The sequence below is a fragment of the Streptomyces sp. NPDC060205 genome (assembly GCF_042728395.1).
GTDB lineage: Bacteria > Actinomycetota > Actinomycetes > Streptomycetales > Streptomycetaceae > Streptomyces.
Genome location: NZ_JBHWZP010000016.1, coordinates 1 through 15,738, shown reverse-complemented (window position 1 = coordinate 15,738; position 15,738 = coordinate 1). Strand labels below are relative to the sequence as shown.

Sequence of the window (15,738 nt, the reverse complement as noted above, 5' to 3'; positions counted from 1 at the left end):
CGGCGGGGCGGCTCGGCGTCAGGCGTCAGGCGGTGCCGACGCGGCGGGCCGTACGACCGGAGATCTGTACGCGGTCGACGCTGCCGTCGGCGGGATCACGGTGGAAGCGTCCGCCGGGTTCCCGCAGACCGGTGGCCGGGTCGACCAGGTCGCAGCTGAGATCGGGGTAGCAGACCAGGGGCAGCGGCAGGTCACCGTCGATGGACAGGGCGGGACGGCCGTCGGCGCCGAGGCTGATCCGGTACTCGCTCGTGCCGTTGCGATAGGTGCCCGCGCACTGGGGGAAGGCGATGGGGCCGCCCCGGTCCGGGCGCACGGGAGTGACCGGCACGCGCAGGCCGGTGAGCCGGGTGAGCTGGTCGGCCAGGTCCCGCCACAGGGCGGTGGCGCCGCCGGCGTTGCCGGTGAAGGCGACCACGACGCCGCTGCGGGGCTCCGCGCGCAGATGGCAGGAGGTGCCCTGGGCGTTGCCGTCGTGGCCGCACCACCAGCGGTCGTCCTGCTGGTAGAGGGCGGCGCCAAGGCCCCAGGCGTCTGCCAGGGGGCCGGCTTCGGTGCCCTCCTCGGGGCGCCGCATCAGCGCGGCGGTGACGGACGGGAGGACGGCGGACCGGCCGATCAGGGTCCTGCCCAGGGCCAGCAGATCGGGGGCGCTCGCCAGCAGGGCGCCGGCCGGGGCCTCGACGGGCGCCAGGCTCTGCCGGGCCGGCCGCACGGCTCCCGTCGCCGTGTTCAGGGCGTGGCCGCCGGCGGTGGGGCGGGAGGGGGTGCTGTCGCCGAGGAAGGCGGGGGTGATGCCCAGCGGTTCCAGCAAGAGCACGCGGACGGCTTCGTGCCAGGTCATGCCCGTCACGGTTTCGATGAGCCGCCCGGCGGCCACGTAACCGGCGTTGGAGTAGGAGAAGTCCGTCCCGGGGTCGAACAGGGCGTCCTCGGCGGTGCAGACCGCCGAGAGATAGCGGGAGGCCGTCATGCCTGCCGCGGTGTCCGAGTCGGGGCCGGTGGGCAGGCCGGCCGTGTGGGAGAGCAGGTGACGCACGGTCACCTTGGGTAAGTCCTGGAACTCCGGCAGGACATCGGCGACGGACTCGTCCAGACCGAGATCCTCGTCGTCGATCAGGAGCATGACAGCAGCGGCCGTGTACGTCTTGGTGACGCTGCCCAGTGGCACGGCGGTGTCGGCCGTGAACGCGGTGCCCCGGACGGCGTCGGCCGTGCCGGTGTGCACGCTGACGATCTCCGTCCCGGTGTCCACGGCCAGATGGGCGCCGGGTACGCGATGGGTCCGCGCGAGGCTGTCGAGACGGTCCTGAAGTACGCGGCGTAAGGGGGACGACGGCGGGGCGACTTGAGCGGTGGTGGGGTAAGGCATGTGAAGGGGACTCCCACTGATACTTGGTGTGTACGTGACGCCGGAGGCCGATGGGGATGAGCGGAACGGCCCCCGCGTCGGTGCGGGTGATGCGCTCTTGCCTGCTAGTTCCTTGCGACTTCGACGGGCAGATGGCGTACGCCGACGATGACGCCCGGGTTCTGGAAGGTGACTTCTCCGTAGGCGGGGACGCGCAGATCGGAGAAACGTTCAAGCAGCATCCGGAGCGCGATACGCGCCTCCAGCCGGGCGAGCGGTGCGCCGAAACAGAAGTGGATGCCGTGACCGAAGGTCAGATGGGGATTCGGGCTGCGGGCCGGATCGAAGACGTCCGGTGAATCGAAGCGGGAGGGATCGCGGTTGGCGGCGCCCAGATGGGCCACCACCATCGCGCCCGCGGGAAGGTCGTGCTCGCCGATCGCCACGGGGCGTGTGGCGCGTCGGCCGAGTTCCGCGAAGGGAGGCAGCCAGCGCAGTACCTCCTCGACGGCGTCCGGCAGCCGGCCCGGGTCGGCCCGCAGCGCCGGGAGGGTGCCGGGGTGCCGGTCGAAGGTGACGACCGCGTTGCCCAGCAGGGCCGTGGTGGTGACGTGCCCGGCGACGAGCAGCAGGGCGACGAACCCGACGATCTCCTGGTCCTCCAGGCGGACCCCGTCCACCTCGGCGGCCACCAGTCTGCTGGTGAGATCGTTCCCCGGATTCGCCCGGCAGCGCCGGATGTGGTCCAGGACGTAGCCGTTCATCGCCCGGACGGTCGGGGCGATGGCTTCGAGGGCGCGGGCCAGGTCGTCCATGGTGGGCGCTTCGCCGAGTTCGTCGCCGCCGAAGAGGGTGGCCGCCCATTCCTGGAAAAGCCTGTGGTCGGCTGCCGGTATGCCGAGCAGTTCGGCGATGACGATGATGGGCAGCGGGTAGGCGAGCGTGTCGACCAGATCGAAGCGGTCACGGTCGGCGACCTCGTCCAGCAACCGGCCGCACACATTCTCGATGCGCGGCTCCAATCCGCTCACCACGCGGGGAGTGAATGCCTGGCTCACGAGAGTTCGCAGTTTCCGGTGCTCCGGCGGATCCATACCGACGAAATTGCCTTGCCGGAAGACCTCGAAATCCTCCTGCTTCGGCGCGATGGACGAGAAGTCGGAGGAAAACGTCGCCGGGTCGGCCAGCACGGCGGCCACCGACTCGTGATCCACCACCTGCCAGGCGCTCTGCTGTTCGTCGTAGTGCACCGGTCCTTGTGCGCGTAAGGACCGCCATCGATCGTTCAGCGCGTCGAAGGGTAAGTGTTCCTGTTGCGATGCGTTGCCGGTCACCTGTTCTCCTTCGTGCGGTACGCGGGGACGGCGGAACCGCAGACGGGACGGCTGACGTCGCGCCCCGGCCCGGCGGCGGATCCCGGGCGCGACCTGGGGTGATCGCGGTCGACGATCGCCCTGGGCGCGCGAGCGGCTGACATCACGTATCTCCAATGAGTGCACGTCCCGCGCTGCGTTCGCGCGGCGAATTGCCTTTGCCTTTACCTCACGTATGCCGGGCCTTTGGGTGGGGCCGGACGTGCTGTCGACACACGCGAAACCGTGCATAGCCGCCGGGCGGGGCGGACATGACCGGGGTGAATATCCTCGACCCCGTCGAACCCGGCGACAGTCTTCATGGTGGGTCAACCGAGAGCAACCCCCCGAAGTCGGGTGGAGGGTATATCGGCAAGCCATAGCGCATTGTCTGCGAGCAGCCCGCACTAAACGCGTCGGCGATGGTCCGGCCCGCTTCACCGCCCCCCACGCGTGCCCCGGAAGCAGATGGCTAAACAGCCGAATCCACAGAACCTGGAACTGCCCTTGAGCGGCCGTCGGCCGCATCTCCCCTCACCTGCGCAGAGATTGCTCACAGCGGCATCCCGGCAGGGAAATAAAAAAGCGGAACACTTCATTCGAAGACCGTCCGGACGCGGGAGCCGTTCGGCACCGGACCGGGAGACCGAACTCCCCCTACCGTCGGTCACCCTGCCGGCCCGTCACCGACTTCGGCTGAATTCCGCCCGGAGCGCGCGGGGCGCACTCCCCTGCGGCACACGCGAGTTCGCGCGCCGAGCCCCACGGCCCTCACTGGTCGCCTCCGCCAAAGTGCGGCCCTGCCCGACGGTTTCGCCCCCGAGCGGTCGCATCGCAAGGAAGGCAGCACGGTGAACCCCTTCGTGCCCTGCACCGACGCCGTGCGGGGATTCGTCTTCGACGTCGTCTCCCGTCTGCTCCACGAGGTCCCCGCCCACCCGGGCGAAGCCGCCTGAGGAGTCCTCTTCGCGGGGCGGGTGCATAGGATCCGCGCATGACTCTGCGACCTGTTCTGGTGAACATCAAGGCCGTCGACGATGCGGCGGTCGGCCGGTTCTGGGGCGACGCGCTCGGCTGGCGTGTCACGAGCGGGGGATCGGGTGCGACCGCCGTTCACCCCGACGGCTTCGACTGGCTGGACCCGGGCAGCGGCGTCTGCGTCGACGTCGTCGCCGTCCCGGAAGCCAGGGCGAGGACGAAGAACCGTGTGCACCTCGATCTCGCCACCACTTCCGAAGCCCATCAGGCGGAACTGGTGGCCCGCCTGAGGGATCTCGGTGCGACGCCCGCCGACGTGGGCCAGGGCGCTGTGCCGTGGACGGTCCTCGCCGACCCCGAGGGCAACGAGTTCTGTGTGCTGGAGCCCCGGGAGATCTACCGGGACACCGGGCCGATCGCCGCCGTGGTGGTCGACTGCGCGGATCCGCGGGCCATGGCCCGGTTCTGGGGCCAGGCGATGGACTGGACCCTGCACCGGGTGACCGACGAGCAGGCGGTGTGGCGCTCCGCCGAAGGTGTCGGTCCGTACCTTGAGTTCCTCCGCTCGCCCGAGGCAAGGACGGTCCCGGACCGCGTCCATCTCGACCTGGTGCCGGGCCCCGGCGACGACAAGGCGGCGGAGGTGGCCCGGCTGCGGGCCCTCGGCGCCACCGACCTCGACGTCGGCCAGGGGAACGTCCCGTGGACGTGCCTGACCGACCCGGAGGGCCATGAATTCTGCGTCCTGTCGCGCACGTGAAGCAGGTGATGCACGTGAAGCCCGCGATGCGCGTGAAGCGGCAAGCGCTCAGCTGTTCCTGGCCGTTGCCGATGAGAGCGAGGCCTCTTCCAGCGCCCGGCGCCACAACTCCGTGACCTGAGTCCGCAGCCGTTCCGTGTCGACGCGTTCAGGGTCGACCAGGCGTTGCATACCGATCCCCCGGAGCTGCGCGACGATCGCGGTCGCGGTCTCGTCCGGTGCCACCTCGGGACGGATCGTGCCGTCGGCGATCCCGGCGGCGACGTCCTCGTACAGATCCGCATGGAATGCCTTGTTCCGCTCGCGGAAGAGCTGCGTCAGTTCCGTCGCCGTCGCGGACTCGGTCCAGAGCTTGAGGAAGACCCTGTTCAGCACGCCCATACGGCCGAGTCCCCCGATGTAGCCGTCGATCAGTCGCAGGAGACGGTCGAGCCCTGGCGGCAGGCCGTCCAGTCCCGGCACGAATCCGGCCTGCGCCGAGCGTGCCAGGCACTCGACGAGCGCCTGCTTCGATCCGAAGTAGTGCGTCACGAGTCCGCGGCTGTATCCGGCGCGCTCCCCCACGCCCGCCAGTGTCAGCGCGCGCACGCCCTGTTCGTCGACCACCTCGGCGGCGGCCGTGAGCAGAGCGGTCTCGGCTTCTTCACGGCGCTGCTTCTGCGTGCGGCGGGCGGTGGTCATGGGACCGACCCTACAAGAAACTTGTCATACGGCCAACAAGTGCATAAGAATGCGCTGTCGGCGGCGCCTGCCCCGAAGGCATGCCGTAGACCGGAACGGGAGGCATCGGATGATGCGAACCCCTCGTCGTGCGCCGCGATCGGACGCGCGGGAGAATCGCGCCCGCATCATCGAGGCCGCGCACACCGCCTTCACCGGCGACCCCTCGGCGAGCCTCCAGGCGATCGCGAGAGCGGCCTGCGTGGGCCAGGGAACGATGTACCGCCACTTCCCCGACCGCGAGGCCCTGCTGCTGGCCGTCTACCGCGACGAGCTCGACGCGCTCGTCGCCGCCGCTCCGCTCCTGCTGCGCGCGTACGGGCCGCTGGAAGCCCTGCGCCGCTGGTTCGAGCGCCTCGCCGCCGACGCCCGCGCCAACGGCGGGGCGTCCCTGGCCGTGGCGGCCGCCACCCGTGCCGGCCGCCGGCACCCTCCGGTCGTCGCCGCCGTGGAGCTGCTGCTCCGTGCGGGCAAGGAGGCGGGGCAGGTACGACAGGACGCCGAGGCGGAGGAGGTCCTCGCGCTGGGGTCCTGCCTCTGGAGGACGGACGACGGACGGGCGGACGGCGGGACCCCGTGTCCGGAACGCAGTACGAGGATGCTCACCGTCATCATCGACGGTCTGCGCGCCGACGCACGGCCGTGAGGTGCGCGGCTCGCACTACGGAGTGACGCGGTCGGAGGAGGGCCAGAGGTAGGGCAGGTCGTCGGGAACGTCCGGGAACAACGGGGTGTAGAACTCGGGCGCCTTGCGCACCAGCGCCGACCGGTGACTGCGGTGGAAGTCGGGGTCACCCAGCCAGGGCGGCAGCTCCCCCTCGTCGGCGAGGTCGTCCTGGATCCGCACGGCGGCCCCCGGGCGGGCCAGGCCGAAGTCGGTGACGAGCGTGGTGGCACAGGTGTCGGCACGCCCCTCCGCCACCCACACGGCACACACGTCCAGGCCGTACCGGACCAGGGCCTCCTCGTAACCGATCCACATACGTACCGCGGGATGGTGGCGCCATCCGTAGCCGGGCACGGTCAGCCCGCGCAGCACCTGAAGGGCCTCGACCCGCTGCTTGCCCAGGCGCGCCTGGTCGAGGACGGCGGCGGACCGCGTGAAGTCGGAGTACGGAAGAAAGGTCTGCACGGAGCATGCCTACCGCGGCGGGCCCGTTCCCATACGGACCCGCACGCGTACCGTCCCCGCACGCGTACCGTCCCCGTACGTGCACCGGCGCCGTCCGCATCCTGGCCGTCCGCATCCTGGCCCGTACGGACGATCCGGGCGCAGCCGCTCACCTGGGTGGGCACACCTGTCGGCGCGGCCCGCATCTGTCCACGTGGTGCGGCTGGAAGATCGGTTGTGGAACGTGCGTACGCGGGTACGCGGAGTCGGGGTGCCGACGGCGGCCACGTCGGCGGATTCCACGCGGCACGCCGGACGCCGTCAGCCGGATGCCGTCCGCCGGATGTCGTCAGCCGGACGCCGGACGTCGCACGCCGCCGGTCACACGTCGCCTGCCGAACAAGGAGAGTGCCCATGGCCGCTACTCGCGGAGAACCGGATGTCCTGGTGGTCGGCGGAGGTCTCGCCGGTCTGGCCTGCGCCCGCGACCTGGTGGATGTCGGTCTCGACGTCAAGGTCCTGGAGGCCTCCGACGAAGTCGGCGGGCGCATGCGCTCCGACCGTCACGAGGGCTTCGTCGTCGACCGCGGCTTCCAGGTCTTCAACACCGCCTACCCTCAGGTCCGCCGACGGCTGCCACTGCGCGAACTGCGGCTGAGGCCCTTCACCCCCGGCGTCCTCGTGCACACCGAGGACGGACCGCTGCGTTTCAGCGACCCGACGCGCAGACCGCGCACTCCCCAGATGCCTCCCAGGGCACGCAGTCTCCGCGATCTGCGTCCCGGCCGACTGGCGGGCACACGCGATCTCGTCGCGCTGGGCGCCCTGTCGGGCCGGGACATGCTCGCGCCCGCACGGCTGCTGAAACGTGAACGCGGCGAGGACCGCACCACCCGTACCGCGCTCGCGGCGGCGGGGTTCTCCGAGGAGTTCGTCGAGCGCTTCTTCCGGCCCTTCCTCTCCGGCGTCTTCCTGGAGGACGAACTGGAGACCTCGGCACGCGTCTTCCACCTCGTGTGGCGCAGCATGCTGCGCGGCACGCTGTGTCTGCCGGACGAGGGCATCGGAGCGGTCCCGCGCGCGCTCGCCGCCGCGCTCCCCCGGTCGACCGTACGGCTCGGCACCCCGGTGGCCCGGCTCACGGACGACGGGGTCGAACTGGCCACGGGGACCACACTTGCGGCCCGCGCCGTGGTGGTGGCCACCGGCCCCGGTCCGGCCGCCACGCTGCTGCCGGACCTCGACGTGCCCGCGTACCGCGTGGTGACGACGTACTACCACGCGGCGACACGTTCCCCGCTCCCCGAGCCCACCCTCGTCACCGACACCCGCAGACGGTTCCTGAACTCCTGTGTCCTCAGCGAGGTGGTCCCCTCGTACGCGCCCGCGGGCATGTCGCTGATCGCGACCTCGGTGCTCGGCAAGGACACGGAGGGCCGTGAGCGGGAGGTCCGGACGGCACTGGCCGACGCGTACGGCGCCGACACCGATGACTGGGATCTGCTGACCGTCCGTACCGTGCCGGACGCGCTGCCCGTCATGGCGCCCCCGCAGCCGCTCAGCCGGACCGCCCGCGTCGCACCCGGCCGGTACGTGTGCGGCGACCACCGGGCCACGGGCTCGGTGCAGGGCGCGCTGGCCTCGGGCGCCCGCGCGGCCCGTGAGATGGCCCGGGACCTCGGCAGGTAGCCGCCGCGTGGCGGGCGCCCCTCGCCCGGCCGTCGCCGTCGTCGGCTCCGCGTCCTTCAGCCGGTGCTGTCCAGGAGTTCCTGGAGCACCGACTCGGGGTCGCGGAGCACCGACACGAGCAGGGCCTTGTCGTACGCGGAGTCGCCCAGCAGGGACCGGGCCGTCGACTCGTACTGGTCCCGTACCGGGCCGAGTTCCGGAGTGCCCCGCTGTGGATGGCCGACGGCGGCCCAGTAGTTCTCGCCGGCCCCGTACGCGGCGACCGCGGGCTCCCCGGCGCCCTGTGCGGCGAGCGCCGAGGCCAGCAGGTCCAGGCCGAGGGCGATGCCGAAGCTGTCGCCGATGCGCCGCTTGCCGTCGAGCATGGCGGCCGCGTGACCGGCGGCTTCCTCCGCACGGTCCTCGAACAGCGCGAGCAGCGCCAACTGGTACTCGGCGTACGACCGCGTCCACCACTCGCCGTGTACGACACACTCCCGACGCAGCTCACCGGCCTCGCTGCGGGCATCCTCGCGCAGTCCCTCGCCCGTGAGGGCGAAGACGCGGACCAGTCGGCACAGCACACGGCCCACGGACGTGAAGGGCCCGCCCTCGGCGTTCCGCAGGGCCGCGTCGACGACGAACCGCGCGGCCATCGGCCTGCCCTGCAGCAGATGGACCAGCCCCTGCAGATAGGCGGCGTGCAGTGCCCCCTCGGGCCCCTCCTGGGCCGCGGCCTGCCGCTGACACGCCAGGGCGAGCCGCTGCGCCGCGTCGTGCTCGCCGCACAGCACCCGGGCGACGCCCAGGGACCACAGGGCCCGGGTGCGCACTGCTCCCGGCTCCTGGGTCAGCGCCAGGGCCTCCTCCAGATAGGCCGTGGCTTCCCGCAGATGGCCGCAGCAGCTCCAGAAGAAGCCCAGCAGCCCGGCCAGTTCGAGCGCCTGCTGCGGCCGGCCCGTGAGGAGGTGGTCGAGCGCGGCGCACAGGTCGGAGTGGGCGGCGGAGATCCAGCGGTACGCGTCGATCTGCGTCGGGCCCAGCCAGTCGGCGTGGGCCCGCCGGGCACGGCGCAGGAAGTACGCGGCGTGGCGCCGGGACAGCACCTCGGTCTCGTCGAGTTCTCCGAGCCACATCCGGCCGTACTCGCGCAGCGTGTCCAGCATGCGGAAGCGGCCGTCCACGCGGGCCACGACGGATTTGCGCTCCAGGCCCGCGAGCGCCCGCTCGACGTCCGCGGCGCGCAGGGCGTCGTCGGCGCACACCGCGCGCACCGCGTCGGCGTCCACGGCGTCCCGGAACACCGAGAACCGGGCCCACAGCAGACGCTCCGCGGGCTCGCACAGCTCGTGGCTCCAGCCGATCGCGGTGCGCAGTGTCCGCTGCCGGAAGTGGACGCGCCCCGCGCGGACCGAGTTCTGCGCGGAGAGGTCCAGACGTGCCCGCAGGAGTTCTTCGACCTCGTCGAGCGTGTGGTGGGCCAGCTGGCCCGCCGCCAGCTCCAGTGCGAGCGGGATCCCTTCCAGCCGCCGGCACAGCCGGGCGGCGATCAGGACGTCCTGCGGGCCCAGCGGGCCGGCTCCCGTCGCGGCGGCACGGCGGGAGAACAGTTCCACGGCGTCGGAGGCCGGTGGCAGCGGCTCCACGACGACGCGGTGTTCGCCGTCCATCCCCAGCGGCTCCCGGCTGGTCGCCAGCACGGTCACTCCCGGGCAGTCGGCGAGGAGCCGGGTGAGCAGGTCGCGGCAGGCCGCCGAGAGGTGCTCGCACGAGTCCAGCACCAGCAGGACGTCCTTGCCCGCCAGCCATGCGCACAGCGCGTCCAGCGGCTCGGCCGTCGCATGGTCGGCGAAGTCGAGGGCGTCGGCGACCGTGGCGAGCAGGAGACGGGGGTTCGTGAGCGGCCACAGATCGGCCCAGGCGACGCCTCTGGTGCCGGTACGCATCACCTGTTCCGCCGCGTGCAGCGCGAGCCGGCTCTTGCCCACGCCGCCCACGCCGGTGAGGACGACCAGGCGGTGCCGGTCCAGTGCGTCGGCGACGCGGGCCAGTTCCCGGCGTCGTCCGACGAGTTCGTCAGGGGGCTCGGGCAGGTTCCTCAGCACGGTGACCGTCTTTCGTGTGCGTAGCGCGTGCGCAGGGCTTGGGTGGTTGCGGGTGGGGTGCGTGCAGGGGTCCGGTTGCAGGTGCGGGCCGGCGGCGGCTTGTCGCGCGGGTCCCCGCGCCCCCAGGGGGGCGGGTGGGGGCGCCGGCTTGTGGCTGCGGGCCGGTGGGGCGCACCGTGTGGGCTGTGGTGCGCGGGGAGGCCGCGGGACGCGTCACGCGTCTGGTACGAGGTGCGCCCCCGGCACACGTCATGCGTCTGCCACACGGGATGCGACGCGTCTCTTGCGCGGGATGCGCCAGGTCCGGCATCGGCGCGGCATCTCGGATCGGCCCCCTCAGTCGTTCGCGGTCACGGTCGCGGCCGCAGTCGTGGCGGCGGCCGGAGCCGGTGTCATGGCCCACCGCACGGCCGACGTCATGGCCGAGCCGAGGGGCCGTACGCACAGGTTCTCGGCCACCGCCAGCCGTGGCAGGCCGAGTTCCGTGGTGGCCCAGGCGGGCAGCAGGGACACCGCGTTCGCGGCCAGCACCCCGTAGGGCAGCCGGGCGAGCAGCGGCAGCGGCGGGTTCAGCAGCAGGAAGCGTGCGGCATCGCGCGCCTGTGCGCTCGCCCGTAGTTCCGGGCGGTACGAGGCGAGCCGTTCGGCCAGCTCCGCCCGGTCGCGCGGCGGGTCGACGACGCCCAGCGCGGTGGCGACGCGTGCCATGTCCGCGATGTACCCGTCGCACTCCGTGGCCGTCAGCGGGTGGCGCCCGTAGCGCTGGTGGGCGCGCAGAAAGCTGTCGGTCTCCGCGACGTGGACCCAGCCCAGCAGATGGGGGTCGCCCGCTCGGTAGGCGGAGCCCTCGGCGGTCACCCCGGACACCCGTTCGTGGACGGAGCGCACCTGTGCGCAGGCCTGCTGGGCGCTCTCGGCGGTGCCGTACGTCGTGGTCGCCAGGAACGTACTGGTGCGCTGGAGCCGGCCCCACGGGTCGCCGCGGAAGCCGGAGTGGGCGGCGACCGCGGCCATGGCGAGCGGGTGGAGCGACTGCAGGAGCAGGGCCGAGAGACCCCCGATGAACATCGACGCGTCCCCGTGCACCCGGCGGACGGGGCGCTGCGGACCGAACCAGCGCGGGCCCGGCGTGTCGTGGATGCGGGCACGGTTGCGGGGGCCCTCGGGTCCTGCCACCCGGGCGAAGAGCACACTGCCCAGGCGTTCCCGCAGTCCGTCGACGCAGGATGGTCTGTTCGGTTTCATCGGTGCCGTGTTCTCCTGTCGGGCGGTCGCTCGCGGGCGCGCGTAGCACGCGGTACCCGCGCCCGGTGGGGCCGGCACCCGCCCCCGCCGGTTCCGTCCGGCGGCTGTCGGGTCCGCTCCCCACCCTTGATTCCGGACTGCGGGGGCGTTCGGACGCAGCGGTCCGCGAAATCCGCGCGGGCGGCGCGCCGGGGCGTGACCCGGGCGTGTCGCCGGACGCGGAGTGGCCTGGCAGGCTGCCTGCCCGGCGTGTCGGACCGGCCGGGCGACGGGACGGCCCGGGTGACGGCCCCACCCGGCGGACGCGGCGTCCCGGGAGGCCGAGTGGGCCGGGGCCCGAGCCGTCCGGGTAGCGTGCCGACATGCGCGAGTCACTGCCCGAACCGTCCCCGTCCGTCAGCGCCCGCAGGGCCCGTGAGCTGGGGCTCTCCGTCGGTGACCTGCCCACGGGACCGCACAACGCCCTGACCGATGTGCCGGGGGTCCGCGTCGGGCACACCACGCTCGTCCGGCCGCCGCGCGTGCACAGCGGTGTCACCGCGATCGTGCCGGACGGGGTGGGCCCCGGCAGCCCGCTGCCCGCCGGGGTGTTCGCGGGCAACGGCTACGGCAAGCTGCTCGGCACCACGCAGCTCGCCGAACTCGGCGCGCTGGAGACACCGGTGCTGCTCACCTCGACGCTGTCCGCCTTCAGGGTCGCGGACGCCCTGGTCGGCTGGGTCCTGGAGCGGCCCGAGGGGGCCGCCGCGCGGAGCCTGAACCCGGTCGTGGGCGAATGCAACGACGGGCTCCTGTCGGACATCCGCTCACGTCCCGTCCGCGAGGAACACGTCCGGGCCGCGCTCGACACCGCGTGCGGCGGGCCGGTCGCCGAGGGCAGCGTCGGCGCGGGCACCGGGATGGCCGCGCTGGGGTTCAAGGCCGGTATCGGCACCTCGTCACGCCGCGTACCGCTGGCCGGCGAGGAGGTGACGCTGGGGGTGCTCGTCCAGGCCAACTTCGGCGGCACGCTTCGCGTGTCGGGCCGTACGGTCACCCCCGCCGACGTCGGCGTACCGGCCGCGGACCCGGGCTCCAGCACGAGCGCCGCGCCCGAGGCCGGTTCCTGCATGGTCGTGGTCGCCACCGACGCGCCGCTGGACGCCCGCCAGTTGACCCGCCTCGCCCGGCGCGCCGTCTACGGACTCGCCCGGGTCGGCGCCGCGTACGGACACGGCAGCGGCGACTACGGGCTCGCCTTCGGCACGCGTCCCCTGGGCACGCCCGCCGGGCCCTCCGTGGTGCCCGACGACCGGCTGGACCTCCTCTTCGTCGCCGTCCTCGACGCCGTCGAGGAGGCCGTCCTCAACTCGCTGCTCACCGCCACCACGACCACGGGGCCGTACGGCCACACCCGCCATCCCCTGCCCGCGGCGCCGCTCCTCGCCCTGCTGGGACGAGAGGACCCGGGCGCCGCGGGAGGGTCTCAGGCCCGGTCGAGGGCCACCGGGCCCTGGGGGCCCGCGTCGGGTCCCGCCACGCGCGGGTCCGCGGGGCGGGGGGCGTAGATGGGGGCGTCCTCCTGGTAGAAGAGGTCGATGTCGGCCTCCTCACCACCGACGATCAGGGTGTCCCACGCACCGCTCTCCTGGAGCGTCCGCAGGGTCGACGGCGCGAGCGAGGCGAGGTGTTCGCGCAGTTCCTCGTCGGAGGGCATGCCGGGCAGGCGGGTCTCCAGCCGGTCGCGTATCGCGCGCATGCGCTCAAGCAGTGCGTCCAGGTCGGGCTGCTCCACCTCGGCCTCGGACCCGCCGGCCTGTGCCATGGCGGCGACCGGGGACTCGCCCTGCTCCATGCTGCGGGCGATGATGTCCTTGATCGCACGGGTGGCGCCCTGCTCGTCCGTGGTGACCATGGCGTTCCACGCGCGGCTCTTGTGCCGGTACTGCAGCATCGACATCGCGGCCTCGTGCCGGATGAAGTCGGCGTCGCGCAACGGCCTGCCCTGCCAGGTGCGGCTGAGCGAGCGGGCCAGGGAGACGGCGGAGGCGAGACCGCTGTTGAGGCCGCGGCCCGGCCAGAAGTGGATGGCGTTGGCGGCGTCGCCCAGCAGGAAGCCGTACGTTCCCGGGGTCGTCGCGGTGGCACGGGTGAGCTGCGCCGTGAACCTGGGGCGCTGCACCATGTCCAGCCGGAACGAGGTGATCGCGCTGAGGTCGTCCTCGGCCACCCCGAACAGCTTGAGGCCCTCCCGGATCCGCTTCCACAGGTGGGAGCCGCGCAGCAGGGCGGGCAGGAAGAGGGTGCCGTGGGTGGGACAGACGAACTCGTTGTCCTCGTGGCGGCTCATCACGCAGGGGCGGGCGGCAATGCACTCCTCGAAGACCTGGCGGACGGGATCGATGCCGATCACGGCCTTGGTCTCCTCGCGGGTGAGCCTCATGTTCAAGAAGCCCTCGCCGCGCAGCGAGTTGAGCAGGAACCTGTTCTGCGACACGGTCAGCAGGACGCTCATCTGGTCCGTGAGCGGCGACTTGACCCGCAGCCCCAGCACCACGTCCTGGAGGTGTTCGCCGTCGAGGGAGTAGATCGAGGCGTCGGCGGCGCCGAAGCGGTCGGCGTAGTGCTCGCGGGTGCGGGACCGTCCGCCGTCACAGATCGCCAGGACATGGTCGTTGGCGACGCGGTGCTCGTGCTCCGAGGGGTCGAAGCGCTTGGGCACGAGCCGGATCGCCGACTTGCTGTTGGCCAGCTCCAGCAGCTTGTCCTCGACGTAGGCGATCCGGATGTTGCGGGGCGGCCGGCCGTCGACGGAGTCGGGCCCGACGGGCCACATCTCCGAGAAGTTCCGGCCCTCGGCGAACAGCGCGGACTGCATCTCCTCGGTCAGCGCGAGGTACTGCCGGCTCTGGATGGTGACGACCTGCTGACGGCGGACGTTGCCCAGCGTCTCGTCCTTCCAGGCCACCGTCGTACCGTTCTTCACCCACCGTCCCTCGTAGACGGTGATGAACACCCGTCCCTGCAGGGCGTTTTCGAGCAGCAGGGCGAAGGCGAGGCCGACCGGCCCGCCGCCGGCGATCGTGACGCGGAGCGCGCTGGGGTTCGCCAGGGCCGTGGGACGCGGCACATCGAGCTGGGAGAGGTCCATGACCGTCTCCAGCGCCTCCTGCGTCTCGAACAGGAAGGTCTCGTCGCCGATCCGGATGACGTCGCCCGGGGCCAGCGGGTGGCGGGTGATGCGCCGTTCGTTGACGTAGGTGCCGTTCCTGCTGTTGCGGTCGTGCAGGACGAAGGTGTCGTCCTCCACGACGATCTCGGCGTGCAGCCGGGAAGCGCTGGTGCTGACGATGATCACATCGTTGTCGCTCTTGCGACCGAACCGCAGGGCAGCGGTGCCCAGCACCACGCTCTGACCGCTGAAGGGACCCGTGCGTCCCACGATGACCGACGACACTCAAACTCCTAGCAGACATGCCCAGGTGCCGGGCGGGACCGCACCGGGCGGCCGATCCGGCACAAGGGCCAACTGGACCTTCACAAGCACCATCACAAGCAGGTGACCCGGGTGCGATCGGGCCGACCCGGGCCGGTCAGCGGGCGGCGGTACGCCGAGGGTGCACGGCCGCCGCCCGGACCGTCACTCGCATGTCAGCGTGAACGGCACCGTGTCGGAGATGGTCTGCTGCGACGACTTGATCTCCACGCCCATCGCACTCGCCAGCGTCCCCTCCTTCGCGTACGTCGTCACACGGATCGTCTCCTGGTGGGTGCGGGGCCCGCCTTCCGAGAAGGTCAGCGCCCGCCACGTCTTGTCGACCACCGACCCTTCCGCCGAGACCCATCGGTAGGTGAACCGCACGGGCAGCTGCGTCACTTCGAAGGTGGCCGTGAACGCGGGGGCCTCCCCCTGGGGCGGCGGGCAGCTTCCCGCGTACGTCGTGTTCGTCCCCGTGACCTTCACCGTGACCGGCGGCTGCCCCGCGGCGCCCGAGCCGTCGGCGTCCGCGGACGGAGAACCGTTCTGTGCCTGCTGCGCGGAGGAACTCGTCTCCGCGCCGGGGGTCTTGCCGTCCGCCCGGTCCTCGTCGTCACGCGTCAGGGCGTAGCCCAGCCCGCCCAGGAGCAGGGCCGACACGGTCGCCAGCGCCACCAGCAGATAGCCCTTGCGCCTGCTCCGCGGCTGGGCCGGGGCGGGCGTCTGCGCGGTCACCGGGCCGCTCGCCGTCGGAAGCGAGTACGCCGACTGGGTCTGCGGCGGGGTGAGCGACCCCGCCGACTGGGCGGGCCCGAAGGCGCCGACGGGGGCGCTGGGGCCGGTGGTGCTCGTCGCCGTCACGTCGAAGGGCGAGGCCTGCGGTGCGGGGAGCGCCTGTCCGGAGGGCGCGTCGACGGGGGTCTCCGGGGTGTTGTACGCTTCTACGGGCAGAGTCTCGGGTCGGACGGCGCCGGTCTGCGCGTCGGCGGTC

The 15,738-nt window shown here is 72.4% G+C and carries 11 protein-coding genes and 1 pseudogene; 4 read left to right on the top strand and 8 right to left on the bottom strand.

Annotated elements, in window-relative coordinates; all coding sequences use genetic code 11:
- Positions 1-25: 25 nt before the first annotated feature.
- Together ACFWGJ_RS04850 and ACFWGJ_RS04845 are read right to left on the bottom strand one after the other, a co-directional pair.
- Positions 26-1,372 (bottom strand): serine hydrolase domain-containing protein, encoded by a 1,347-nt coding sequence (locus ACFWGJ_RS04850; RefSeq protein WP_387321048.1) that lies wholly within the window; start codon positions 1,370-1,372, stop codon positions 26-28.
- A gap of 104 nt (positions 1,373-1,476) precedes the next feature.
- Positions 1,477-2,601: a cytochrome P450 gene (locus ACFWGJ_RS04845; protein ID WP_387321047.1), complete on the bottom strand. Its 1,125-nt coding sequence runs from the start codon at positions 2,599-2,601 to the stop codon at positions 1,477-1,479.
- 1,096 nt (positions 2,602-3,697) lie between these two features.
- Between ACFWGJ_RS04845 and ACFWGJ_RS04840 the strand changes: the two genes are divergently transcribed.
- Positions 3,698-4,441: a VOC family protein gene (locus ACFWGJ_RS04840; RefSeq protein ID WP_387321046.1), complete on the top strand. Its 744-nt coding sequence runs from the start codon at positions 3,698-3,700 to the stop codon at positions 4,439-4,441.
- 48 nt (positions 4,442-4,489) lie between these two features.
- Here ACFWGJ_RS04840 and ACFWGJ_RS04835 read toward each other — a convergent pair whose 3' ends face one another.
- Complete coding sequence (locus ACFWGJ_RS04835; protein WP_387321045.1) at positions 4,490-5,122, bottom strand: TetR/AcrR family transcriptional regulator; 633 nt, start codon at positions 5,120-5,122, stop codon at positions 4,490-4,492.
- A 109-nt stretch (positions 5,123-5,231) separates the two neighbouring features.
- Here ACFWGJ_RS04835 and ACFWGJ_RS04830 point away from each other — a divergent pair, with 109 nt between their 5' ends.
- The gene (locus tag ACFWGJ_RS04830; protein ID WP_387321043.1) at positions 5,232-5,807 is read left to right on the top strand and encodes a TetR/AcrR family transcriptional regulator; all 576 of its coding nucleotides are present in this window, start codon (positions 5,232-5,234) and stop codon (positions 5,805-5,807) included.
- 15 nt (positions 5,808-5,822) lie between these two features.
- Here ACFWGJ_RS04830 and ACFWGJ_RS04825 read toward each other — a convergent pair whose 3' ends face one another.
- A complete protein-coding gene (locus tag ACFWGJ_RS04825; protein ID WP_387321042.1) occupies positions 5,823-6,293 on the bottom strand; it encodes an MSMEG_6728 family protein in 471 nt (156 codons plus the stop codon).
- Between the two features lie 393 nt (positions 6,294-6,686).
- Here ACFWGJ_RS04825 and ACFWGJ_RS04820 point away from each other — a divergent pair, with 393 nt between their 5' ends.
- Positions 6,687-7,961, top strand: coding sequence for an NAD(P)/FAD-dependent oxidoreductase (locus tag ACFWGJ_RS04820; protein ID WP_387321041.1), 1,275 nt, complete (start codon positions 6,687-6,689; stop codon positions 7,959-7,961).
- A gap of 56 nt (positions 7,962-8,017) precedes the next feature.
- Here ACFWGJ_RS04820 and ACFWGJ_RS04815 read toward each other — a convergent pair whose 3' ends face one another.
- Positions 8,018-10,045: an ATP-binding protein gene (locus tag ACFWGJ_RS04815; protein ID WP_387321039.1), complete on the bottom strand. Its 2,028-nt coding sequence runs from the start codon at positions 10,043-10,045 to the stop codon at positions 8,018-8,020.
- Positions 10,046-10,381: 336 nt separating this feature from the next.
- The gene (locus tag ACFWGJ_RS04810) at positions 10,382-11,290 is read right to left on the bottom strand and encodes an oxygenase MpaB family protein (RefSeq protein ID WP_387321038.1); all 909 of its coding nucleotides are present in this window, start codon (positions 11,288-11,290) and stop codon (positions 10,382-10,384) included.
- 362 nt (positions 11,291-11,652) lie between these two features.
- Between ACFWGJ_RS04810 and ACFWGJ_RS04805 the strand changes: the two genes are divergently transcribed.
- Complete coding sequence (locus ACFWGJ_RS04805) at positions 11,653-12,837, top strand: P1 family peptidase (RefSeq protein WP_387321036.1); 1,185 nt, start codon at positions 11,653-11,655, stop codon at positions 12,835-12,837.
- Here ACFWGJ_RS04805 and ACFWGJ_RS04800 read toward each other — a convergent pair.
- A complete protein-coding gene (locus tag ACFWGJ_RS04800) occupies positions 12,756-14,726 on the bottom strand; it encodes an FHA domain-containing protein (RefSeq protein ID WP_387321035.1) in 1,971 nt (656 codons plus the stop codon). The two genes, ACFWGJ_RS04805 and ACFWGJ_RS04800, sit on opposite strands and share 82 nt — an antisense overlap.
- Positions 14,727-14,909: 183 nt before the next feature.
- Positions 14,910-15,738, bottom strand: a pseudogene (locus ACFWGJ_RS04795) (hypothetical protein); the annotation flags it as partial.